Annotated in this window: 21 protein-coding genes; 15 read left to right on the forward strand and 6 right to left on the reverse strand. The window is 63.1% G+C overall.

Features of this window, described 5'->3' with window-relative positions; translation table 11 throughout:
* Window positions 1–5 precede the first annotated feature (5 nt).
* The 8 genes from H6955_09545 to H6955_09580 are packed head-to-tail and all read left to right on the forward strand — an operon-like array spanning window position 6 to window position 9599.
* Entirely contained in the window at window positions 6–1190 is a 1185-nt protein-coding gene (locus tag H6955_09545) for a glycosyltransferase (protein ID MCP5313790.1), read from the forward strand.
* Window positions 1191–1201: 11 nt separating this feature from the next.
* The gene (locus tag H6955_09550) at window positions 1202–2020 is read left to right on the forward strand and encodes a DUF115 domain-containing protein (protein MCP5313791.1); all 819 of its coding nucleotides are present in this window, start codon (window positions 1202–1204) and stop codon (window positions 2018–2020) included.
* Window positions 2021–2032: 12 nt separating this feature from the next.
* Window positions 2033–2914, forward strand: coding sequence for a hypothetical protein (locus tag H6955_09555; protein ID MCP5313792.1), 882 nt, complete (start codon window positions 2033–2035; stop codon window positions 2912–2914).
* A 4-nt stretch (window positions 2915–2918) separates the two neighbouring features.
* Entirely contained in the window at window positions 2919–3986 is a 1068-nt protein-coding gene (locus H6955_09560; GenBank protein MCP5313793.1) for a glycosyltransferase, read from the forward strand.
* A 32-nt stretch (window positions 3987–4018) separates the two neighbouring features.
* Window positions 4019–5056: an SDR family NAD(P)-dependent oxidoreductase gene (locus H6955_09565; protein ID MCP5313794.1), complete on the forward strand. Its 1038-nt coding sequence runs from the start codon at window positions 4019–4021 to the stop codon at window positions 5054–5056.
* A 60-nt stretch (window positions 5057–5116) separates the two neighbouring features.
* Window positions 5117–7306, forward strand: coding sequence for a class I SAM-dependent methyltransferase (locus tag H6955_09570; protein MCP5313795.1), 2190 nt, complete (start codon window positions 5117–5119; stop codon window positions 7304–7306).
* Window positions 7307–7320: 14 nt separating this feature from the next.
* Window positions 7321–8136, forward strand: coding sequence for a DUF115 domain-containing protein (locus H6955_09575; protein MCP5313796.1), 816 nt, complete (start codon window positions 7321–7323; stop codon window positions 8134–8136).
* Window positions 8133–9599 (forward strand): glycosyltransferase family 2 protein, encoded by a 1467-nt coding sequence (locus H6955_09580; protein ID MCP5313797.1) that lies wholly within the window; start codon window positions 8133–8135, stop codon window positions 9597–9599. Before H6955_09575 ends, H6955_09580 begins: the two co-directional genes overlap by 4 nt.
* Window positions 9600–9621: 22 nt before the next feature.
* On the opposite strand, the gene H6955_09585 is transcribed toward H6955_09580, so the two are convergent.
* From H6955_09585 to fliW, 5 genes are all read right to left on the reverse strand, one after another.
* The gene (locus H6955_09585; GenBank protein ID MCP5313798.1) at window positions 9622–10326 is read right to left on the reverse strand and encodes a class I SAM-dependent methyltransferase; all 705 of its coding nucleotides are present in this window, start codon (window positions 10324–10326) and stop codon (window positions 9622–9624) included.
* A gap of 169 nt (window positions 10327–10495) precedes the next feature.
* On the reverse strand, window positions 10496–12418 hold the full coding sequence (locus tag H6955_09590) for a hypothetical protein (GenBank protein ID MCP5313799.1): 1923 nt from the start codon (window positions 12416–12418) through the stop codon (window positions 10496–10498).
* Window positions 12415–13713 (reverse strand): motility associated factor glycosyltransferase family protein, encoded by a 1299-nt coding sequence (locus tag H6955_09595; protein MCP5313800.1) that lies wholly within the window; start codon window positions 13711–13713, stop codon window positions 12415–12417. Before H6955_09595 ends, H6955_09590 begins: the two co-directional genes overlap by 4 nt.
* A 171-nt stretch (window positions 13714–13884) precedes the next feature.
* Window positions 13885–14727: a flagellin FliC gene (locus H6955_09600; GenBank protein ID MCP5313801.1), complete on the reverse strand. Its 843-nt coding sequence runs from the start codon at window positions 14725–14727 to the stop codon at window positions 13885–13887.
* 251 nt (window positions 14728–14978) lie between these two features.
* Window positions 14979–15443 (reverse strand): flagellar assembly protein FliW, encoded by a 465-nt coding sequence (fliW, locus tag H6955_09605; GenBank protein ID MCP5313802.1) that lies wholly within the window; start codon window positions 15441–15443, stop codon window positions 14979–14981.
* 365 nt (window positions 15444–15808) lie between these two features.
* On the opposite strand from fliW, the gene H6955_09610 reads away from it, so the two are divergent.
* The 5 genes from H6955_09610 (at window position 15809) to H6955_09630 (ending at window position 19418) form a co-directional block, all read left to right on the forward strand.
* The gene (locus tag H6955_09610; protein ID MCP5313803.1) at window positions 15809–16621 is read left to right on the forward strand and encodes a flagellin FliC; all 813 of its coding nucleotides are present in this window, start codon (window positions 15809–15811) and stop codon (window positions 16619–16621) included.
* Window positions 16622–16817: 196 nt separating this feature from the next.
* A complete protein-coding gene (locus tag H6955_09615; GenBank protein MCP5313804.1) occupies window positions 16818–17183 on the forward strand; it encodes a flagellar protein FlaG in 366 nt (121 codons plus the stop codon).
* 43 nt (window positions 17184–17226) lie between these two features.
* Window positions 17227–18564, forward strand: coding sequence for a flagellar filament capping protein FliD (fliD, locus tag H6955_09620; GenBank protein ID MCP5313805.1), 1338 nt, complete (start codon window positions 17227–17229; stop codon window positions 18562–18564).
* A 98-nt stretch (window positions 18565–18662) separates the two neighbouring features.
* The gene (gene fliS / locus H6955_09625) at window positions 18663–19103 is read left to right on the forward strand and encodes a flagellar export chaperone FliS (protein MCP5313806.1); all 441 of its coding nucleotides are present in this window, start codon (window positions 18663–18665) and stop codon (window positions 19101–19103) included.
* Window positions 19104–19106: 3 nt separating this feature from the next.
* Window positions 19107–19418, forward strand: coding sequence for a flagellar protein FliT (locus H6955_09630; protein MCP5313807.1), 312 nt, complete (start codon window positions 19107–19109; stop codon window positions 19416–19418).
* Here the strand turns inward: H6955_09630 and ccsA are convergent.
* Entirely contained in the window at window positions 19415–20224 is an 810-nt protein-coding gene (ccsA, locus tag H6955_09635) for a cytochrome c biogenesis protein CcsA (GenBank protein ID MCP5313808.1), read from the reverse strand. The two genes, H6955_09630 and ccsA, sit on opposite strands and share 4 nt — an antisense overlap.
* Before the next feature lie 96 nt (window positions 20225–20320).
* Between ccsA and ffh the strand changes: the two genes are divergently transcribed.
* The gene (gene ffh / locus H6955_09640) at window positions 20321–21694 is read left to right on the forward strand and encodes a signal recognition particle protein (protein MCP5313809.1); all 1374 of its coding nucleotides are present in this window, start codon (window positions 20321–20323) and stop codon (window positions 21692–21694) included.
* Window positions 21675–22448 (forward strand): OmpA family protein, encoded by a 774-nt coding sequence (locus H6955_09645; protein MCP5313810.1) that lies wholly within the window; start codon window positions 21675–21677, stop codon window positions 22446–22448. The genes ffh and H6955_09645 overlap by 20 nt, the downstream gene beginning before the upstream one ends.
* Window positions 22449–22460: the final 12 nt, after the last annotated feature.

A 22460-nucleotide genomic window follows, 5' to 3' on the forward strand; every position in this document is an offset into this window, starting at 1 on the left:
AATCCATGGAGCCGGTGGCAGTTGTCATTCCTGCACACAATGCCGCTGCGCATCTGGCGGACGCGATCGAAAGCGTCCTCGCGCAGACACACCAGGCAGCCGAGGTGTGGGTGGTGGACGACGGTTCGACCGACGAAACGGCGGCGGTGGCCGGTCGCTTCCGCGACCGGGTCCGCATGATCCGCTTCGACCGCCCGCACGGCGCGGCAGCGGCGCGCAACGCCGGCGTCGAATGCTGCCTCTCGCCGTTGGTGGCGTTTCTGGACGCAGACGATGTTGCGATGCCCGACCGGCTCATGCGGCAGGCGGGTCAGCTCGGCAGCAATCCAGACGCCGCGATGACATTCTGTGCAATGGCGTACATCGATGAACGGGGTCGCACGATCGGTGATGTCGTCGAGGCAGACGTCTTCGGCAGCAGGGAATTCCTCGGGCGCCTGCTGGTGCGCAACCGCATTGGATCGACGTCTGCCGCGATGGTGCGTCGGCAGGCGTTTCTCGATCTCGGCGGCTTCGACGCGTCACTCTCGCACAACGAAGAGTATGCGCTCTGGTTGCGAATGGCCGCACATGCGTCGGTGTTGGCGACCAATGCGGTGCTCGTCAAGTACCGGATCCACGCCGGCAACATCAGCCGCGACACCATCACGCAGCGGGTGAACGAGACTTCGGTGTTGCGCCGATTCGATGCGGAACAGATTCGGCGAGCCATTGCCGACGCCTATCCGCGAGAACCCGATCACTCGGTCGCGCTGGCGCGCGTGTTCGCGAGGCGCACGGAATATCCATTGGCCGAGTCGTTGCTCGACGAAATCGAGCACCAGGGTTATGCGGATGCAAGGATCGCCTTTCTTCAAGGCGTTATCGCTTGTCATCGCGGTGACATGGTGCGTGCCGGTGAGCGTTTCAGGGCGAGTCTGGAGCGGGATCCCGACCTTGCTCCGGCATTGAACAACCTCGCAGTGATCGAGGCACGGGCCGGCCGCGGCGAAGATGCAAAGCATCTGCTGCAACGTGCCGTTGCGTGCATCCGGGGGTATGCCGATGCGGCCTTCAATCTTGCATCCGTCATCGAGGGGCGCCGCGTCGAAGAACTGCGCTTTACGCTGACGCTCTTGCGCAGCGTACTCAAACCGCAGATTGCCGCTGAATTCGGGGCAGCCGTCGTCGATACGGAGTCTGAGGACTAGTGTACGGTTTGATGAGATTCAAACCCTATCGACGCGTCCGGCGTATCGTGCGTCGCCCCTGGGTCATACTGAAGGCCGCCCTGGCCGATGCCGGGTATCCAGTCACCGCGAATGACGCAAGGCTCAAACGCCTCGAGGGCGTACACAGCGGTCGTCGCTGCTTTGTGATCGGCAATGGGCCGAGTCTTACGATCGCCGATCTCGATCGGCTGCAGGGCGAGATAACCTTTGCCGCGAACAAGGTGTATCTCGCGTTTGCGGACACGCGCTGGCGACCGACGTATTATTTCGTCGTCGACCGGGTGGTCGCCGAGAGCAATCGTCAGGCCATCGTCGATCTGACCCTGGACAAGTATGCCGTCGATCTGTTGCGTCCCCTGCTGGGACGTACTGGTTTCACGTACTTCGACATCCGCGGCGGCAGTCGCCGCGATGTGCGACACGGCCTCGATGTAGGCGCTACGGTGATCTCGTCGATGGTCCAGTTTGCGTACTATATGGGCTGCAGCGAGATCTACCTGGTCGGAGTGGATTTCGACTTCGTGCTCGCACCCGAGACGGGCGAGGTCAACAACGGCGGTGAACGGATACTCGTCTCGTCGGGGGAACGCAATCATTTTCACCCGGATTACCGTGCGCCCGGAGAACGCTGGACGGCCCCCAGGCTGGACGTGCAGCGGGCATTCTTCGAGCGCCAGGCGTCCTTCATGCGCGATCGCGAGGGACGTGACGTATTGTTCAATGCGTCGCGCCGTTCAAAACTCGACGTCCTGCCGAAGGTGGACTTTGATCGCCTTTTTGACGCCGATGAAACGGTGCCGGTCAGGTAGGTAAAACACATCATGCACAGCGATAAATTGCCCGAGTTCGACCGATGCGGGCCGAGTCGGCCGATGTACCCGGCACAGGCTTCGTTGCCGGATGGCACCTTGCTGGCCGCGCGGCTGACCGATGACTATTACGCGGTGCGTGACCCGTTGATCCAGTCACGGATCGAGCTGCTGCGCCAGGGAGTGGACCTTGCGACCGCTTTGTCTGACCTGCGCGCACGGTTCTTCGATGACAGGGTCCTCGAGTACCTGGTTTTCGCAGATTGGCTGCTGAAGCGGGAAGCGACGGACGCACTGCTGGATGTCGGATGCGTTTTGAACAACAAGCTCGTTTCTTCGCTGCTTCCGCTGCGGGTGCGGAATCTGCATCTGTGTAACCCCGCGCGGGAACGACTCAAGGTGACGACCCTGCCGGTCGAGTTGCACGTCGCCAGTCTGGCCAGTGCCTTTCCCGACGGTCGTCAGTTCCAGCGCGTAACCTGCCTGTCCACGATTGAGCATATCGGGTATGACAATTCGCAGTACGGCCCCTGTGAGCCGGCACGATACGAGGTGCCGCAGGTGGACACGCTGCTCGATTCGCTGCGCCAGCTCGCGGCGCTCACAGCTCAGGGTGGGGAACTGCTGGTCAGTACCCTGTACGGCTTCCGAGAGGTGCTCGTTCATCCGGTCACCGGCAAGATCGGGCAGCAGGTGTTCGATCACGATGCGCTGCAGCAGGGGATGGAGGTCTTGCGCATGGGCGGCATGGATGCCGAAGTGACGGTGTTCGAGGCCTTCGATACAGGCTGGCGGCGGGTTGCGCCCGAAACATGCCACGCCCGGTATGCCCAAGGCTGCCCCGCGGCAAGCGCCGTCGCGATTATCAGTGGACGCAAGATCGAGGGGGGCTGAATCGGTGCGCGTGCGGTTTATCGGTGCGATGCCGGAGAAGGGATACTCGGGTGGGCGGCTTCTGGTGTTGACATTGGCGAATGCGTTGCTGAATGCAGGGATAGACACCGATTTCGTGACCAACGTTCTGCCTGAGATGGCCGATGAATTCGGCGATGAACTGCCGATCCTAACCGCCGCGCTGGACAACTTTTCTCCTCTTTGTGATCGTGACGTCGACGTTGCGATAGTCGTACCGGGGCAGGGGCATTTCGATCACCACGGCGAGTTTCTACGCCATGCGCTGGAGTGCGGGGCCAAGATCGTACTGCTGAACTTCGAGAGTCCGAACTGGTTCAATGCACTGAGTCCGCAACCCAGGCGCGAGGCGTTGTGGGACGGATGGCGACTGGTTTCGGCGTATGCGGACATGGTTCTGTCGATCTCGGCCGAGGGAGACCATTGGGCACGCGACTACTACAAGAACGTCACCCCGAACTGTCGGTTTCGCCATTGCTATACGGCGATCAACTCGGATCTCGCCGATGCGGTACCGGAACCCACGGCCAGGGAACGGCGCATCCTGATGCTGACGCGCATCGACGGGCACAAGGGGTACGGTGCCCTGGATCCGCTGCTGGACGAGCGATTTGCGGGTTTCGAGGTATTGGTATGCCTGGGCATGGGCAGCATGGATCCGCAGCAGCAGGCAGAGTGGACATCGAGGCTTGCTGAATTCGGCGTTCAGCTGAATGTTCGCGGTCCGGCCATCGGTCTGGAGAAGTTCGCGCTGATCAAATCGTCGGCGGTACTCTATTTTCCGACCCGCTTCGAAGGGTTTGGGATCCCGCCGCTGGAGGCGGGATACTGCGGCACGCCTGTGGCGTGCAGCGACCTGCCGGTCCTGCGCGAGTTCGGCGGGGACGCCTTCCACTACGCACAACCCGGCGATACGCACGCGATGCGCGCGACTCTGTTGACCGCCATAGCCTCGGGCGGGATTGCCGCTGCGGATCGGCAGCGGCTTCGTGAGATCGGATCGCTGCAGCATTGTGGTGTGAGGCTCGGCGGGATATTGCGCGAATTGTTGTGAACCGGCGGATAGCGGGCGAAGATGAGGATTAGATGACAAAGAAAGTGCTTATCACCGGCGGGGCGGGCTTCATCGGCTCGAATGTGGCCAAACGCTGTCTCGATCGGGGCGAATCGGTGACCGTACTGGACGACCTGTCCCGACCCAGTGCACCGCTCAACCTCGCCTGGCTGCGCACGCAGGCCGGCGGCGAACTGGATTTCGTCCAGGCAGACGTGACCGACCAGGGTGCCGTCGACGCGGCGATCGCCGGGGCGGACGTTGTCTATCATCTTGCCGCCCAGACCGCGGTCACGATCTCGGTGCAGGACCCGGTGCTGGATTTCGAGACCAATCTGCGCGGGAGTCTGGTGGTGCTCGAGGCGGCGCGCCGCCTGGCACCTGACGCGGCACTGATCTTTTCGTCGACCAACAAGGTTTATGGTGACCTGGAATCGGCGGCATTGCGCGAGGAGGAGACGCGCTACGTGTATGCCGACGGCCGAAGCGGTATCGATGAGTCCGAGGCGTTGTCCTTCCACAGCCCCTACGGTTGCTCGAAGGGTGGTGCTGACATGTATTTCCAGGATTATCACCGAATCTATGGGCTCAACACCGTGGTGTTCCGGCAGTCGTGCATCTATGGGCCCCGCCAATTCGGCGTCGAAGACCAGGGCTGGGTCGCCTGGTTCGCCATCAAGGGTCTGCTCGACGGCAGGCTCAATGTGTACGGTGATGGCAAGCAGGTGCGAGACCTGCTGCATGTCGATGACCTGATGGACGCATATGACCTGGCAATCGAGCATCTCGCGGTTGCCGGCGGCAAGGCCTACAACATAGGTGGCGGCGCTGAGAACAGCCTTTCGATCTGGCGCGAGTTCGGCCCGCTGCTCGAGCGGGCGATGGGCAGGACGATGGATATCACCTTCAGGGACTGGCGGCCGGGCGACCAGAAAGTGTTCATCAGCGACAACCGTCGTGTAATGGCCGACCTCGGTTGGCGGCCCGCAGTCCCGGTGGAGGACGGTATCCGGGCGCTGGTCGACTGGCTGCAGCAGCATCGCGAGCTGGTCGAGACGCTGAATGCCTGAGCGCGCACTGTACCTGGTGTCGTATACGGCGTTCGGGCAAACGGTGTTGCGGAGCGACAGTTGACGGGAGGCGGAGTGACCCACCAGGGGGAAGGTAGTGATCGGGGCCAGACCGGTGTCGCCGGTTCTGCGGCTGCCCACGTTGCCGCCGCCGAGAAACTCGCGGCCAACGGGGACTGGCAAAGCGCGCTGTCGCATCTCGATCAGGCGTTTGACGAGGATGCGCAGGTGATGCGCGATCGTCCGGCGGCCTTCGTACTGGATGCGGCCGTGGCCTTTGCACGGCGGGGCGACATGGCACGCGCGGAATCTCTGGTCGTCGATCTGTACGCATCGGACGCCGCAGCGCGCGATGGCTTCCTGCGACTGGCCTGGTCACGGGTCGATGACGGCGATATCGCGGGCGCACTGCACATGGGTAGTCGCGATCAGCAGCAACGACGGCTCAGTGCGAATGGCCAGTTGGGCCTCGCGGGGATCCACGCTCGCGCGCAGGCATTCGATCGTGCGCAGCAACTCGTCGAAGCCGCCTACGGGTCGCACGCCGGGCTGGTGGATGGCTATGCACGCATCGCGCAACGGTTCTTCGCGAAGAGAGACTGGGCGAATGCCGTGACGTGGTTCGATCGCGACCAACATCTGGACCGCCTGAGCGCCAGTCAGCAGTTCTATTACGCGGTATGCCTTGCGCGACTGGGCCGATGGGACGAGGCCGTTTCGCGCGTCGACGAGGCCTACGCCCGTAGCCCGCAGTTGCGCGACTGCCATGCCAGGGTCGGTTGGATTCGGACCGAGGCCCGCGACTGGGCAGGTGCGCTGGAAATCGTCCGTCGTGACCAGGAGTTGGATCGGATATCTCCGGGCTGGCAGATCAACCTGGCGATCCTGCACGGCCGGATCGGCGACCTCGAAATGGCGGCAGGGCTGGTGGAAGCGGCCTACCGGCGCGATGCGGGGCTGACCGATGGCTATGCACGGCTTGGTTCGGTTCGCAGCGAGGCCGCGGATTGGCAGGGAGCGCTCGCACTGGTGCGTCGCGACTACTACGCCGCACGGATATCCACCGACTGGCTGATCAATCTGGCTGTGCTGCACGCGCGTGTCGGCAATGACCGCGAGGCGGCACAACTGGTGGAAGAGGCTTACGCACGTAGCACCGATGCGAGAGACGGCTTCGCGCGCCTCGGGTGGCTCAAGGCGGAAACCAAAGACTGGTCAGCGGCATTCGAACTGGTCGAGCGTGACCGCGTGCTGGCACGACTCACCCCGGCGGGCAGGGTCAATCTGGCACAGATCCATGGGCAGCTGGGTGCGTTCGGTTCGGCGGCGGAGTTGATCGAACTGGCCTACCGGGAAGATGCCGACGTACGCGACGGGTTTGCGCGGCTTGGCTGGATCGAGGCGGGGCGCGGGCTGTGGTCCGATGCGTGCGAGATCATGGCCAGGGACCATAAGGCTGGCCGCATGAGCCATGCCTGGCGCCTGCGGTTTGCGCAGACCCTGGCACGCTGCGGTGAAGCGGGGGACGCACACGACGCGATCCGGTCGGTGTTCGACGGCGGACCGGGCGAGACCGGGCCGGCCGTCGAATGGCTCGTCGAGCAGTTTGCCAAAGAATCGACGATCCCGAGTCGTTACGACCATCTGCTGGTCCTGTTCAGCGAACATCGCCCGCGCACCCTGGCGGAGATCGGTGTGTGGCGCGGGGACAGGGCCGTGCGGTTCCTCGCCGAAGGCGCGCAGTTAAAGCGTTATGTCGGGTTCGACCTGTTCGAGGACATCTCGGAGAGCACCTTTGTCAGCGAGGGCATGGGCGCCTGTGAGCCGCACAGCGAGGCGGCGGTTCGGCGCAGGCTCGCGCCGGTCGCTGCATTGCGCGGCTGCACTGTGGAACTGATCGCCGGCACGACGCACGAGACGCTGCCCGGTTTTGCCGATGCCAACCGCGGGCAGTTCGATTTCGTCTACCTGGACGGGGGACACAGCCTGGAGACGATTGCCAGTGATTGGGCCTGTGCGCATCGTATGGTGCGTCCGGGTGGGCTGGTGGTGTTCGATGACTATTATCTCAACGACGACACAAAGGGCGCGAAACCGCTGATCGATGGACTGGTGAAAGACCCCGCGTACGAGGTGCGGTTCTTTCCGATGATCGAATCGATCATCGATGGTCTGCAGTCAACGATGGTGGCGGTGTGCGTGCTCGAATCCGGCAGCGACGGGATCGCGGAGCCGAGCGATAACCGGTGATCGATGGAGAAGCGATGAGCACAGACGCCCGGCCGCCCTACCTGATGGACCTGAACCGACCTGTGACGCGTTGGCTCTATGATCGTGGCGTACTGTTGAACAGGAGCCTGCGTGAATGGAATGCGTTGCACAACGCCTACGCCGGCCAGGCCGGGTTCGTTATCGGCAACGGGCCGAGCCTGCAGATCGAGGATCTCGAGCGGATCAAGGGGCTGCCATCCATCGGCTCGAACAAGCTCTATCTCGCCTATGGTGAGACCGGGTTTCGACCGACGCTGCTCACCGCGATCGATCCCATCGTGACCGCGAACGTCGTCGATGAACTGCGTGCGCTTCCGGGCAAGAAATATTTCTCGCACCGGTTGGCCGAGATCGTCGAGCCAATGCCCGGCGCCATCTATTGGGTCGACCAGACCGGTGCGACGAACGATGCGAAGGTCAAGCGCAAGTTCTCGTTCGATGCACGCCGCGTGGTCTATGCCGGCCACACGGTGACCTTCAACAACCTTCAACTCGCGTTTCACCTCGGGTTGAAGACGGTTTACCTGATCGGAATGGATTTCCGCTTCGTACTGCCGAGCCAGTCGGTCGACCACAGCTACAACACCGCACTGGTGTCTGAAGGCGAGCGCAATCACTTTCACCCCGACTATCGCAAGCCGGGTGAGATCTGGACCATTCCTCAGCTCGATCACCAGAAGACGGCATTCGAGTCGGCGAAGCTGCACTACGAGCGACACGGGCGAAAGATCTACAACGCGAGTCGAGAGACCGACCTGGACGTGTTCGAGCGTGTCGACTTCGACGAGGTGTTGAGCAATTGGGGATGAGTGCGATGCCGACGCTGAGCGTGGTGATCCCCACCCGGAACCGGCCGCAGGTGCTGCTGAAGGCCCTTGCATGTATCCAGGAGGGCAGCGAGCATCCCGAAGAGGTCATCGTCGTCGACGATGGTTCCGACCCGCCGCTGGGCGGGTCGATCGATTCGGCGGGCTACCCGTTTGCGCTGACCGTGCTCCGTAACGCGCCAGCACGCGGTGCGCCGGCGGCACGCAACCGCGGCATGCGCATGGCCAGGGGTGAGGTCGTGCTGATCATCGACGACGATATCCTGCTCGACAGACATGCGATTCGTTACCACAAGGCCCTGCATCAGCGTCATCCCGAGCCCGGCTACGCAGTCTCCGGGCGAGTGATCTTCGACCCCGACATGCCGCGTACGGTGATCCTCGATTACCTCGAGGAGTATGGATCGCATGCATGGATGGCCCGGCGCGCCGAGGGGGAATTGTTCAGGAGCGGGGTCATCTCGGCGAACCTGTCGATGAAGACGGTCTTCCTGCGCGACAGGCCATTGTTCGACGAGCGCTTCCCCTACAATCGCAACGAGGATACCGAGTTTGGACTCCGCATGATGCGCCACGGTATGCGGCCGCGGTTCAGCTATGCGCCGAGCGCCCGGCACCATTCGCCACTGACCCTGCATGACTATCTGGGGGTTTTGGAGAAATCCGGTCTGTGCAAGGGGTTCTGGGCGTTGCACATGCCAGACGACACGGATCGCTGCTTCATGCTGGAGCGGCTGCTGCGTGGTGCCGGCGAAAGGTCACGCGTATTCGACGAAGCGGGCGCGGTCATGCGCGAACTGGGCGAGGATTTCGCGGATCGCGCGGTCGACGATGTTTCTGTATCCGATCGGCACAGGTTTTGTGAGATCGCTCCTCGCTGGTTCGCCTACATCGAGCAGGAGTTCCAGCTTCGCTATTGGCGAGATCATGTCTCGGGCTTTGACCGCATCGAGTCGTTGCTCGACCGGAATGGCGGCCCATGGAGTGCCGAGGCCTTCGCGGCCGCACACGCTGTCAACCGGGGTTTTCTTCCATTGGCATTGGTGTACGCGAATTACTTGATTGATACGGGTAGGTCGGTCGAGGTGTCCGGCGTCCTGGAGCCGTTCGACGGTGTCTGGGCAGACCTGACCAGGGCGCATGCGGCCGTCGAACTCGGTGATTGGCAGTCAACCGAAGCGCTGATCCGGCGCGTCATCGATCGTACCGAGGATCCCACGGTGATCGCCGCCCGACAGCGACAATTGGCCGCGCAGCGGTTGAACGGTGTCTGTGACACCGGCCATGTGCCATCAGAGCTGAAGTCGCTCGCGTGCCGGCTGCGGGATCTGGAACCGGACTTTGCGTTCCTCGGCTCGATCGCGCCCGCCGAAAAGCACCTGGCCGTAGAGGCACGTTACGAACATATGCGGGAGATCCTGCCGCACGACCGTCCGTCGGCCTGATCGACCGACCGGCAGTGACGAATCAATCGGCGCGTTTCTGCGCGTATCCCCAGTTGCCGTCACAGCTGTAACGGAAATTGTGGAACTCAGGGGAAGTCTTGACCAGAAGTTCATAGATCAAGCCAACGTGGCATGCCTTCAACTCGTCATCCCCCATCGGCGCGCGTACGACCCGTGATCTCGGATCGTAGGTGTCGAGAGAGAACTGGTTACTGATGCCGGAGCGTTCATTCATCGTGTGGTAGTTGTAACGCAGGTCGTCGAACAACACCCAGGCGTTGGGCTTCATCAGTCTCGTGCAGAGAAAGAACGCCAGGCCATCGACGGTGAAGTTGTGCGAACCATCGATGAACACGAAGTCGTACAGCGGTTCGATGCGATCTCCGTCGAGTTGCTGTTCCAGTCGTTTTTTCAGGAACCAGTTGTAGCTGTGATTCTCCAGGTGGATCTCGGCGAATTCGCTGAGCCCCAGGGCTTCCAGGTGGCGGCTGCAGGAGTCGGCGTAGAAGCGCTCGTTGGCCGCCTTGAGATCTACGGTATCGACGGAGCCGGCTCCCAGCTCCTGCAATGCCGCCGCCATGGTGACGGTCGCCTTGCCGTACGCGGTGCCGAGTTCAAGTATCCGGCTCGGACGATGGGTCATGACGAATTCAAAGATCTCGTGGATCTGCTCGTTGGACGAATATTGAAGTGTGGAGACTTGTGGTGCGAGTTGCTCGAACTTCATGGACAGTACCTGAAGGGTCGCGGATGTTTGGTATCGATGGCATGGAGCAGGGTGAGGGTGGCACGCTCGACGCCCTTGGCATACCCAGAATTGGCGGACAGGGCGCGACACGAATTGGCGCTGCAGAGGCCGAACCTGTGGCCATGCCCGAGCCGTACGCCGGCCTGCATCATGCGTGTGTGGACTCGTCAAGTACGCGACGCCGCAATGCATTGCCGTCGAGCAATGCCTCCGGCTGCGTCCAGAAACCAATCGGGTAAGAAGTGCCCGAAACGAGCGGTATGGCACCGAGCAAGTCCACGGCCTCTTTGGTACGGCCGTAGCGCGCGAGCAGCATCGCATAGGTGGGCAGCCACGCTGTATCCATGCGATCCAGCGCGCGATCGCGGGCCATGAGGTCGATGGCGCGACCGTCATCGCCGGCGACGTGATGAGCCCAGCCCAGCAGCGTCAGCCAGTTGCGCCGACCGGCGTCAGCGAGCACCAGTGCCTCCACATCGTGTGCGTGGTCTTGAAACGGGAGGCCGGCAAGCACGTCGCGGACTGCCTGGTGCAACCGACCGACAGAGGAGAATCGATCGATTTCCCGATCACGCTGTAGCAGCCGGTGCAGGATCCCGGTGTCGCCGCTCGTCAGGTAGGCGTGCCAGCCGATGGCGCCGAATTGATCGTGCGCGTGCTCGTCGAGTGCGTAAACGCGCTCAACAAGCTGCAATGCGCGCTCAAGGTCGCCGAGATACACCTTGACGACAGCACACCTGCTCAACCAGACGGTGTTCATACGTCCCGTTTCAAGGTCTCGCTGCATCAGCGTGTCAGCCTCGTTCCACTGGCGCTGTTGCGCCTTGATCCAACCCAGGCGGGCATAACCGTCACGCTGCAATGGATCCTCGTGGTACGCGGTAGCGACCAACTTGACCGCGCGGTCCTCGTCGTTCAGCCGCATGCACAACTCGGCGAGGTGGATTGTCCACGCGGGAGTCAGCCGGTGCTGCGCCTCGTCGCGTGACGCGATTTGCCACGCGTCGCCATAGTGTCCCGCCTCGACTCTGATCCAGCCGAGCTGTGCGAAGCCGTCGCGCTGGTATGGATCGCGACTGTAGGCGTCGTCGATCAATCCGGCGGCACGCTCGAACTGCCCGATTCGGCCGAGCAGCTGGGCATGCTGGATCATGCCGCGAGGTGTGGCACGGTCCAGGTCGTGATCCTTTTGCGCGAATTCGAGCGCCTCGGTCAGTGCCCCCGCGTCAGCGCGTATCCCGGCCAGGGCAATGAAGCCGTCGCGTAGCGTGGTGTCCTGCCGGTAGGCCTGTTCCACCAGGGCCACTGCCTGCGTGAGGTCTCCAGCGAGGGCATACAGGCGGGCGAGGTTCGTATGTTGCTGCAGCGACAATCGTCGCTCCGCCTGATCACGCCGGGCGATTGCCAGGGCATCCGCCCAGCTGGCGGTCGGAGCGGCCAACCACGCGATCTGCAGGAACCCGTCGCGCAGGCTTGGCGCACCGCGATAGGCGTCGCTCATGGTCTCGCAGGCAGGATCTATCCGGCCCGCGCGGGCATCGACCAGGGCGAGGTAGTAGGCCGCGGCTGGGCTGCGGTGGCCAAGGTCGCCTGCCAGGCGGAGCAGCACTCCGGCGTCGCTGTATCGACCGGCGTGATACAGCGCCATGGCTGCGCACACGGCCACCACGGCGATGGCAGGATCGCCCTCGGGCGCCGACAGGGCGCGCTGCCTGATCTGCTCGACGCCCGCCTGGTCCGCGATCAGCGTATCGATGGCGCGCAGTCGGTCCGTGGCTGCGATGGAGAGCAACTCGGCACCGATCTCGCCACCGTCCAGGAGTACAGGGAGCTGGTGCTCGATGACGTCGGCGAGGGCGATCGCGTCATCGCGTTGTCGTGCGTTGAGCATCTGCTGAATGACCGGAACGGCGGCCTTCTGGGCCGGCGCGGGCAACGCCTGCACGTGCTGCTGCACCAGGGTGAGCAGTTCGTTGAAGTAGATATTCGCCCGGCCAACCTGACCGCAGCGCAAACCGGTGACCGTCTCGTAGAAGCTGTTCGCCAGGGCCCGCAGCGTGGCAAGCATCATGAAGCGTCACCGTCGAGATAACGTGCACCGGCGATGCGTGCCCCGTCGCGGGACATGTTGACAAAGTCGACCTGGGGGCACCGCGCGATATAGTTCTCGAGACTGACACGGTAGCCGTTGAAATTCGCCATCGTCGGAATCGGTTCTCCCCGGCCGTTCAGCGCCGCGACGCCGGCCTTTGCGGCGTTGGCGTAGCTGTCGACCGGTGCGTCGCGGTTGGCGTGTATCAGGCCGTGCGGAAATCCGAAGTCAGCACCGAACAAGTGGATGCGTGCGGCACCCATCTTCACCGCCAGGTCCACCGCGCGGTGTGTGACGGAGCCGGCGACGAACAACTCGGCCCGCGGATGTGCGCTGCGCAGCTCGTCATAGAGGGGCTCCCAGGTATAGGTGGCGAGACGCCTGCCCGGCCACAGGCGGAGCACGTCCCGGTGCACGACCGGCGCGTACACCAGGGAGCTGACGGCGCACGCGGACAGGTCACCGGCGAAATACGGCATCACGGTACTGCGGTTGTCGTCGACGCTGACCACGATGTTCGGGACCATGCCCAGATCCAGCAGGGGTCGCAAAGCGCCGTCGACCGCGATCAGGATGCCGTCGTCGCGGTGCCGAAGGAGCTCGCGCATCGTCGTCGCCAGGGTCGGTCCGGCGACGGCCAGAAACACGGTGGCGGCCGGTGCGCTGCCGAAAAGTTCGGCGACATCCCCGTCGCTCTCGATGAACGGCAGATTCTGTGCAATCTGCGCGCGGCGCCGCGGTTCCCGACGGTCGATCATCTGCCATTGAAACGGTCGTTCGATCTCCTGGCGCAGCCGGTCGCGCAACCCGGCGGTGGCCGGTGTCCCCAGCGTGAGGCAGGGAGGGACGGCGGCAAACGGCGTCCCCGGCTGTTGCTGCTGCTCACCGTCGACGAGTTCGACACGGGGGTCGTTCAACCAGTCGCGATGATCCAGCAGGTGCATCAGCAGATGTACGAGGCCAGGGTTCAGCACGACGACGCCCAGCCTTCGGATTGCGGGCCGCTGGAGGACGGCACGGATGAGATCGCCACCGCCGATGCCATATATCCAGGCCTGGGCAGACTCCATAGGGATCAGCGTTGCCTGCAGGCGGGCCTCGGCGTCCGCATCGTAAGCGCTCCACAGGCGATGTCCCGCGACCTCGAGGGCTCGCTGTGGTCCGTCTTCCGACCATTGCAGGGGCTCGGGTGCCACCGCTGCGGTCACCCGCCTGGCCAGGTCCGGCCAGCGCTCGGTCAGGATGCGCAGATTCTCCTGTGCGATCTCGCTCATCTGTGGGTTGCTTCAATCGCACCAGGCGCTGTTTGCGCCAGGGGGTGTTGTCATGGCGCCAGCATAGCGACTGCCGCGCCGGCGGCCAAGGCGCCGAGCCGTTCGCCACGGGACCTGATGTCCCGTGACTCTCCGGTGCCTGGCGCGACGCCGAGGATGGGTCTGACGACCTCAGCCGAGCAACTGCAATACGTTCTGCGGGATCGCGTTGGCCTGGGCCAGCATCGCGGTGCCGGCCTGTTGCAGGATCTGCGTACGCGTCAGGTTCGCCGTCTCGGCGGCGAAGTCGGCGTCACGGATGCGCGAACGTGCAGCGCTCTGATTTTCGACCACATTGGCGATGTTGCGTATGGTGGATTCCAGGCGGTTCTGCACCGCACCGAGGTCGGCACGGCTGGATGAGATCGTGTTGATGTCGGCGTCGATCAGTGCCAGTGCCGCGAGCGCGCCGGACTCCGTGTCGATCGCCGACGGATGGGTCGGCGTCGCGGCGACCTGCACCGCGGTCAGGTCGGTCGACAGATCCACGAACGAGATATCGATCTGGTCGTCGGTGGTGTCCTTGTAGCCCACCTGCAGGGTCACGTCGGCGGCGCCGTTGAGCACGTACACCTCGTTGAAGCTCGTCGCGCGGGTGGTACGCGAGATCTCGTTGGCGAGCGCCTGGTACTCGGCGTTCAGCGACGCCTTGTCACTGGCGTTGACGGTGCCGTTGGCGGCCTGCACCGCAAGTTCGCGCATACGCTGCAGGGCGTTCGCGATCTCGTCCATCGCGCCTTCGGCGGTCTGCATCATCGAGATACCGTCGTTGGCGTTACGCTGCGCCTGGCTGAGACCCCGGATCTGCGCAGTGATGCGCTCCGTGATCGCCATTCCGGCGGCGTCGTCCTTGGCGCGATTGATCCGCAGTCCCGATGACAGGCGTTCTACGGATGTCATCATGCTGAGCTGAGAACCGTTCAGATGGCGCTGCGAGTTCAGCGACATCATGTTCGTATTGATTACCTGTGGCATGTTGCTTTCCTCTTGCCTTTGTCACTCGGTCTGCGCCGTACTCGCAGGTGTCTGCCGTCAGAGCGCTGATCGAATCTCAGCAAAACCAATGCCAACTCGCGAAAAAGCGTCAACGAGCCTCCAAAATACATCAAATACAAGCGAAAAAGCCCGCAGTGTTGTCACTGCGGGCTGTGCAGGCAGAGGCTGGCGGCGGGCACTTGGCCGGCCTGGCAAGCGATTGCCGGCGGCGGCCGGCAATGGCTTGCCGATCAGCGCGCGTCGATGACCACGCCGCCCTGGATCTGATGCAGGCTCTTCTGCATGCCGATGCGGCTTGAGGCGTTGATGATGATCGGCGCCATCAGGTTGGCAGTGATGCCGGACTGTGGATTGTCCTGGTTGTCGGACAACGTCAACACCACGATCATGTCGTCGTCCGGACCGGCCCGCAGCAGCTGCTCCTCGCTGTCGTCCAGTTCGATCCGGTAATTGATGTTGCAGGACCCGGGGGTGACCACGGGCAGGCGAACGTCGGGATCCTCCGTCGACTGCAGGTAGAACACCGTCGAGGTGCCTTCTTCGTGAAACAGCTTGAACTCCCGCAGCTCGTCGAATCCAGGCAACCCCTGCGGAAAGCTCAGCAGGCTGGATTTGGCGACGATCTGTCTGCCATAGCGCGTGTTGATTTCCATGTATTCCTCTTCCGCCCACTGCGCAGCGTTAGTGATACCCATGTCGATGTACTCCTCTGCGAGCAATTGCACGATTAACGGCAGCACGATCGCGTGGCACGCGGCCTGCCGGCAAAAAGTCCTCGCGTAACAGTCAGCACGATGTGTGCCAGTCGGGAAATCCCGGAAGTTCAGCTCAAAACCACCGGCACCCGGTCGATCTACTGCCGCGCATGGCGGCAATGGGTGGCAATCAGGCGGCAAGTCTTTGCCGAATTGGGGATCGAAAGTATTAAAGAATCCTGATACAGGGCCGCCACATTGCTTGAAAGCGGTAAATGCGGGGATTGGCCCCAGCATATCCGCTCACAATCAGCGGTCGGTTCACGCATTGCGATGCGGTGAAGCGTCCGCGAGGAGCTTTCAAAATGGCACAGGTCATCAACACCAATATCTTCTCCATCAACTCGCAGCGCGCGCTGATGAACTCGCAGTCGAGCATGCAGACCTCGTTGGAGCGTCTGTCGTCCGGTCTGCGTATCAACCATGCGAAAGACGACGCCGCCGGCCTGGCGATCTCCGAGCGCCTGACCGCGCAGATCCGGGGTCTCAACCAGGCGCAGCGTAACGCCAACGACGGCATCTCGCTGGTGCAGACTGCCGACGGCGCGATGGACGAGATCTCGAACTCGTTGCAGCGTATGCGCGAGCTGGCCGTTCAGGCCTCGACCGGTACCGTCAACGCGTCCGACAAGGCCTCGCTGAACGCTGAATTCACCCAGCTGCGTACCTCGATCAGCAACATCGTCAGCCGTACGTCGTTCAACAACGTCAACCTGCTCGACGGCAGCACCGCATCGGTCTCGATCCAGACCGGGCACAAGGCCGGCGAGACCTCGACCGTGACCCTGGAAGACATGAGTGCCGTCAACACTGCGCTCTCCAGCCTCGACCTGACCTCGGATGCGAGCGCAGCGATCACCTCGCTGGATACCCAGCTGAATACGGTCAGCTCGGGTCGTGCCGACCTCGGTGCCCTGCAGAGTAGCCTCGAGTCGACGGTGCGCAACCTGGCGAACGTCTCTGAGAACCTGCAGGCCGCCCGGTCGCGAGTGCGTGATGCCGACTTCGCGGCAGAGACGGCCAACCTGACCCGTTCGCAGATCCTGCAGCAGGCGGGTGCGGCGATGCTGGCCCAGGCCAATGCGCTGCCGCAGAACGTCCTGTCGCTGCTGCGTTAAGGTCCGGTGACCTGAGGGCCGTGTGATCCGGGCTCATGGTCCGGTTCACACGGGAGTCAGAGGCGGTCGGTAACGAAGGTGCGTAGGATGGTGAATCTGCCACGGCGACAACGGTGCCCACGGTACGAAACGCCGTCGCCCTGTTTGGAATCACCCCACGAACCCCGACCGCCGCTGCCCGCATGAGGGTAGAGACATGATCGAAGATTCCGGGACGATCAAGGCGGTGCTGCCAGCGACAGCGCAGAACAGTCCCACTGCGCTGCGGCGGCCGACAGAGGCTGACGTGGCGAAGAATGCCGTGCGCCAGCCGGTCGAAACCCAGGCCGAAAAGGAACAGCCGCAGCCCCTGGAGAATGTCGTTCAGGAGCTGAATCACCTGGTACGTGAATTGCATCGTGAATTGCACTTTACCGTCGACAACGAGAGCGGAGACACCGTGATCAAGGTGGTGGACCGCGAGACCGACGAAGTGGTGCGGCAGATTCCGAGTGAAGAGGTGATGCGCCTGCGCGAACGTCTTCAGGAAGCGGCCGGTGTGATATTCCGCGATTCGGCCTGAGCGCGTGCCGTCATAAGACGCTGCTCGGGCGGGAGAAACCGAAATGGCGATTACCGCAGCGGGCGTCGGGTCTGGACTCGACATCGAAAACATCGTCTCGCAGCTGATGTCGCTGGAGCGTCGGCCGCTGGTCGCATTGCAGCAGAAGACGAATGCCACGCAGACGAGTATCTCGTCGTTCGGCAATCTGAAGAGCGCGATCTCGTCTTTCCAGGACAAGATGCAGGAACTCGGCTCGCTGGATGCATTTCGCAAGTTCGCGGTGACCTCTTCGAACGAGGAGGCGTTGACGGCGAGTGCCGACGGCGATGCGGCCGCAGGCATCTACAGCATCGACGTTCTCCGCCTCGCGCAGAACCACAAGCAGGGTTCCAACGAACTCAACGAGACGGCGACCGTCGGCGGTGGCGCCGGCGATTCGCTGACGCTCACCGTCGGCACCGGCTCCTCGACGATCGACCTGTCGAGTGCACGTACATTGACCAGCTTGCGCGACGCCATCAACTCGGCGGCCGACAATCCGGGCGTGACGGCGACCATCCTGAACACCGGCAACGGCAATCAGCGGTTGATCGTGACGGCCGATGAGTCCGGCTACGACGGGCGGGTCCAGCTGTCTTACAGCAGTTCGGCGATCGAGACGGCACTCGGTTTTGCGACCACCAACCGCGACGAACTGGGTGATCCGATCGGCGATCTGGCACAACTCGACGCCGCGTACCGGGTTGACGGTTTCGACCTCACCGCATCCAGCAACCGGGTCAGCGATGCCATCGATGGCCTGACGCTGGAGCTCAAGGGCATCGGTTCGAGCACGCTGGCGCTCGAGCGTGACAACGAGGCGATCGAGGAATCGGCAAAGTCGTTCGTCGAGGCCTACAACGCGTTGCTGGATACGATCAACGATCTGCGCGGCGACGAACTCGCCGGAGATTCGCTGCTGCCGGGTATCGCACGCGCGCTGCGTGGGGTGTTGAACACCGCCCCGGTTGGATTGAGCGGGGAATTCTCGGCGCTGTCGCAGGTGGGTATCCGCACCAATGCGCAGAGTGGTCGGCTGGAGATCGACAGCGATGATTTTGCGGATGCGCTGGACAACGATTTTTCCGCGGTCGCCCAGTTGTTTGCCAACGACGACCAGGGGTTCGCATTCCGTTTCGACGCGATGGCGGATTACTACCTCGGTACCGACAGTCCGATCGACAGTCGCGTCGATGGGCTGAACGCCCGGGTGCGCCGCCTCGGCAACGAAGAATCGTCGCTCGAGTTCCGACTCGAACGCAAAGAGGCCGCGTTGCGCGCGCAGTACGCTTCGCTCGACAGCCTCATCGGCGGACTGCAGTCGACCAGCACCTTCCTGCTGCAGAATTTCTTCACTTGATGTGACTCAATCGGACGACCTGGGGATTCAAACTCCCTTCATTTTTTTCTCCGATCGCCGCTAGTCTGGGTACCCGAGATTCTCACTGGACAACAGCAATGAGCTACGGCAAGAAACGTTCTGGAATCGCTCAGTACGGCAAGGTTGCCGCCGAGTCCGAAGTCGCCTATGCCAACCCGCATCGCCTGGTGCAGATGTTGATGGAAGGCGTGCTGGACAAGGTGGCGACCGCCAAGGGCTGCATCGAGCGGAACGACCTTGCCGGCAAGAGCCGCCAGATCTCGTGGGCGATGTCCATCGTCAATGGTCTGCGCAGCAGCCTCGACATGGAGACGGGGGGCGAGATCGCGGTCAATCTGGACGACCTGTACGCCTACATGACGCGCCGTCTGATCGATGCCTCTGCGCAGAACGATGCCGCGGCACTCAGTGAGGTCATCGACCTGATGCTCGAGATCAAGGGTGCCTGGGATGCGATGCCGGAAAGCGTTCGCGGCAACGGTGGCGGAAAGTTCGCCACGGACCAGCAGGCGGGTTGAGCGATGAACCTCTCACGGCATCGCCTGCTGGACGACGCGCTCGACATGAGCCGGCGGATGGCCACGCTTGGCGATGCGGGTGACTGGGATGCGGTGATTGCGCTCGAGCCCGAGCGCCGCATGTTGCTCGAAAAGGCATTCGCGACGCACGCGCCGGCGGATGAGTTTGTCGCCTCACGGGTGCGTGAAATCCTCGATCTGGACAAGCGGCTGATGGCGCGAAGCGTAGAGGCGCGCGACCGGATTGCCGCCGAATTGGGACGCAGCAACCAGGGTCGCCGCGCTACCAGCGCCTACCACGCCGTGCGCGGTTAGCGCCGCAGGATCAGTTCGATCACCGCCTTGCTGCCGAAGTAGGCGAGCATCAACACCGCAAATCCGACCAGCGTCCAGCGGATAGCCTTGCGTCCCCGCCATCCGAAGCGATAGCGGCCCCACAGCAGGGTCGCGAACGTCATCCAGGCAACGATCGACAGCACCGTCTTGTGCACCAGGTGCTGGGCAAACATGTCCTCCAGATACAGAAAACCGGTCGCCAGCGCGATGCTGAGCAGCACGAACCCGAGCGTGATCATCTCGAACAGCAGCGATTCCATGGTCTGCAGCGGTGGCAGCGCACGGATGAAGCCACCCGGGTGGTGGTGCCGGAGATGGGTGTCCTGGATCGCGAGCAGGATGGCCTGCGCGCTGGCCAGCGTCAGCAGGCTGTAGGCCAGCATCGAGGTCAGCACGTGCAGCCTCAGTTCGATGCCCGCGTGTTCGCCGAGCAGATGGCTGCCGGGGAATCGCAGATCGAGCAGCACCGTGATCGCGGCCAGCGGCAGCGCCAAAATGCCGAGATTTTCGACCGGTTTGCTGAGTGACGACACCAGCAACAGCGCGGCAACCGTCCAGGCAGCCAGCGACACCGCGTTGAAGAAACTGAGGTTCAGGCCGTGTGCGGTGAACAACTCGTGGTAGAGCAACAGACCGTGCAGCAGCAGGCCGGCGAAACCCAGCAACAGACCCAGGCTGCGCGGCGGTCGTGGACCGTCCGCGGTGGCGAACAGGCGCAGACCGGTGCTCAGGCCGCTGGCGAAATACAGCGCTGCAGACGAGTATGCGAACAGGGATTCGTTCATCGGAACGCTCATGATGGCATAACGCCGAAACGCCTGCATCCGTATAATGAGCGAACCCAGGGACACCATTCCGTCATCTTCAAGTAGGCGAAGATCATGTTTGCCAGCCTCTCCGACCGCCTCGGCGGCGTATTGCAAAAAGTTCGCGGCCAGGGTCGGATCAGCGAAGAGAATATCCGCGAGACGCTGCGCGAGGTGCGCATGGCGCTGCTCGAGGCGGATGTCGCGCTGCCCGTGGTCAAGGATTTTGTCGAGCAGGTGCGCGTGCAGGCGCTCGGCGAAGAGGTGCTGCGTAGCCTGACCCCCGGCCAGGTCCTGATCAAGATCGTCAACGATGAGTTGGTCCGCGTCATGGGCGAGGCCAACGAGCGACTGAACCTAGCGGCACAGCCGCCCGCGGTCATCCTGATGGCGGGCCTGCAGGGCTCGGGGAAGACGACCAGTGTCGCCAAGCTGGCCCGCCTGCTGCGCGAACGTGAACGCAAGAAGGTCATGGTGGTCAGCGCCGACGTCTACCGTCCGGCAGCGATTGATCAGCTGGAGACGCTGGCCGCCGAGGTCGAGGCCGAGTTTCTGCCGTCGTCACCGGACCAAAAGCCGCTCGTGATCGCGCGCAACGCACTCTCGGCGGCGCGGCGGGGCTATTTCGATGTGCTGATCGTGGATACCGCCGGGCGCCTGCACGTCGATGGCGAGATGATGGAGGAGATCCGCGCGCTGCACGAGGAGCTCGATCCGGTCGAGACCCTGTTCGTGGTCGACGCGATGACCGGCCAGGATGCGGCCAACACGGCGCGCGCGTTCAACGAGGCATTGCCGCTCACCGGTGTCGTTTTGACCAAGACCGACGGCGACGCCCGTGGCGGCGCCGCGCTGTCGATCCGGCAGATCACCGGCAAGCCGATCAAGTTCCTCGGCGTCGGCGAAAAAACCACCGCCCTGGAACCGTTTCATCCGGAGCGTGTCGCGTCGCGCATCCTCGGTATGGGCGACGTGTTGTCGCTGGTCGAGGAGGTCACCGCCAAGGTCGACCAGGAGAAGGCCGCGAAGCTCGCCAAGAAGATCCACAAGGGCGAGGGCTTCGACCTTGGCGACTTCAAGGAGCAGATGGAACAGATGTCGAACATGGGCGGCATGGCAGGCCTCCTGGACAAGCTGCCCGGGATGGGCCAAGTGCCGGATGCGGTCAAGGCCCAGGTCGGTGACAAGGAGATCAAGCGCCTGATCGCGATCGTCAACTCGATGACGCCTCAAGAGCGCGCCTTTCCGGCCGTCATAAAGGGATCGCGCAAGAAACGCATTGCCGCCGGGTCGGGTACCCAGGTACAGGATGTGAACAAGCTGCTCAAGCAGTTTGCGCAGATGCAGAAGGTGATGAAGAAAATGAAGGGAGGCGGTTTGTCGAAAATGATGCGTGGCATGAAGGGCAAGATGCCCGGTGGATTTCCCGGTGGCGGCCTGCCGTTCTGAGGCTACCGGTGCGGCGCTGTCCGGCCGGTTTTCAATACTCCTGGGGGTGATCGGCCTGCTGGCCGGGCCGGCGCATGCCGTCGATCCCTGTGAGATCCTGATCGAGCAGAGCAACGCGCAGCTCGACGCGATGCGCCGGCATACCGAGTCGATCCAGGAAAGCGTGCAGCGCCTGAACGAGGCGTTGATCCAGGCGGAACAGCGCAATGCCGAACAGACCCGCCAGATCGAACGCCTCGAGGCCGAGCTGCGCGCCCAGCGTGCGCGAGGTCCGGAGCAGTTCGAGCACCAGCAGCGCGAGTTCTTCCGTGCCCTGCGCCGTCAGCTGCCGGTGTCGTCGCTTTACGAGGTATTGCCGGACCGTCTGATCGTCGCCAATGACCCGGTATTCGTGTTCGGTACCGGCGAACTGGGTGCGGAAGGCCAGGAGCGCCTGGCGCATCTGGTCGATACGCTGCGCGGGCTGGTCTCGCAACTGCCGCCGGAGTCACCCTGGCGGCTGCGCATCGAGGGCCACAGCGACAGCCGCCCGCTGCGCAGCAACCGGCGGTTCGCGAGCAACTGGGAGCTGTCGTCGGCCCGTGCGGTCAGTATGTTGAAGTTTCTGGTCGAGCGCGGCCTGCCGGAAGACCGGTTGTCGGCGGTGGGACTCGCGGATACCCAGCTGCGGGACCCGGGCGACAGCTCCGCCGCGCATCGGCGCAATCGACGTATCGAGCTACACCTGGTGTTTGCCGCGACCGGCAACGAGTAAGGCGGCTGTGGT

It is taken from the genome of Chromatiaceae bacterium, assembly GCA_024235395.1.
GTDB lineage: Bacteria > Pseudomonadota > Gammaproteobacteria > Chromatiales > Chromatiaceae > Thiosocius.

Coding starts and splice junctions, on each gene's coding strand:
- H6955_09545 (MCP5313790.1), top strand. CDS start 6: ATGGAGCCGGTGGCAGTTGTCATTCCTGCACACAATGCCGCTGCGCAT.
- H6955_09550 (MCP5313791.1), top strand. CDS start 1,202: ATGAGATTCAAACCCTATCGACGCGTCCGGCGTATCGTGCGTCGCCCC.
- H6955_09555 (MCP5313792.1), top strand. CDS start 2,033: ATGCACAGCGATAAATTGCCCGAGTTCGACCGATGCGGGCCGAGTCGG.
- H6955_09565 (MCP5313794.1), top strand. CDS start 4,019: ATGACAAAGAAAGTGCTTATCACCGGCGGGGCGGGCTTCATCGGCTCG.
- H6955_09575 (MCP5313796.1), top strand. CDS start 7,321: ATGAGCACAGACGCCCGGCCGCCCTACCTGATGGACCTGAACCGACCT.
- H6955_09580 (MCP5313797.1), top strand. CDS start 8,133: ATGAGTGCGATGCCGACGCTGAGCGTGGTGATCCCCACCCGGAACCGG.
- H6955_09585 (MCP5313798.1), bottom strand. CDS start 10,326: ATGAAGTTCGAGCAACTCGCACCACAAGTCTCCACACTTCAATATTCG.
- H6955_09590 (MCP5313799.1), bottom strand. CDS start 12,418: ATGATGCTTGCCACGCTGCGGGCCCTGGCGAACAGCTTCTACGAGACG.
- H6955_09595 (MCP5313800.1), bottom strand. CDS start 13,713: ATGAGCGAGATCGCACAGGAGAATCTGCGCATCCTGACCGAGCGCTGG.
- H6955_09600 (MCP5313801.1), bottom strand. CDS start 14,727: ATGCCACAGGTAATCAATACGAACATGATGTCGCTGAACTCGCAGCGC.
- fliW (MCP5313802.1), bottom strand. CDS start 15,443: ATGGGTATCACTAACGCTGCGCAGTGGGCGGAAGAGGAATACATGGAA.
- H6955_09610 (MCP5313803.1), top strand. CDS start 15,809: ATGGCACAGGTCATCAACACCAATATCTTCTCCATCAACTCGCAGCGC.
- H6955_09615 (MCP5313804.1), top strand. CDS start 16,818: ATGATCGAAGATTCCGGGACGATCAAGGCGGTGCTGCCAGCGACAGCG.
- fliD (MCP5313805.1), top strand. CDS start 17,227: ATGGCGATTACCGCAGCGGGCGTCGGGTCTGGACTCGACATCGAAAAC.
- fliS (MCP5313806.1), top strand. CDS start 18,663: ATGAGCTACGGCAAGAAACGTTCTGGAATCGCTCAGTACGGCAAGGTT.
- H6955_09630 (MCP5313807.1), top strand. CDS start 19,107: ATGAACCTCTCACGGCATCGCCTGCTGGACGACGCGCTCGACATGAGC.
- ccsA (MCP5313808.1), bottom strand. CDS start 20,224: ATGAACGAATCCCTGTTCGCATACTCGTCTGCAGCGCTGTATTTCGCC.
- ffh (MCP5313809.1), top strand. CDS start 20,321: ATGTTTGCCAGCCTCTCCGACCGCCTCGGCGGCGTATTGCAAAAAGTT.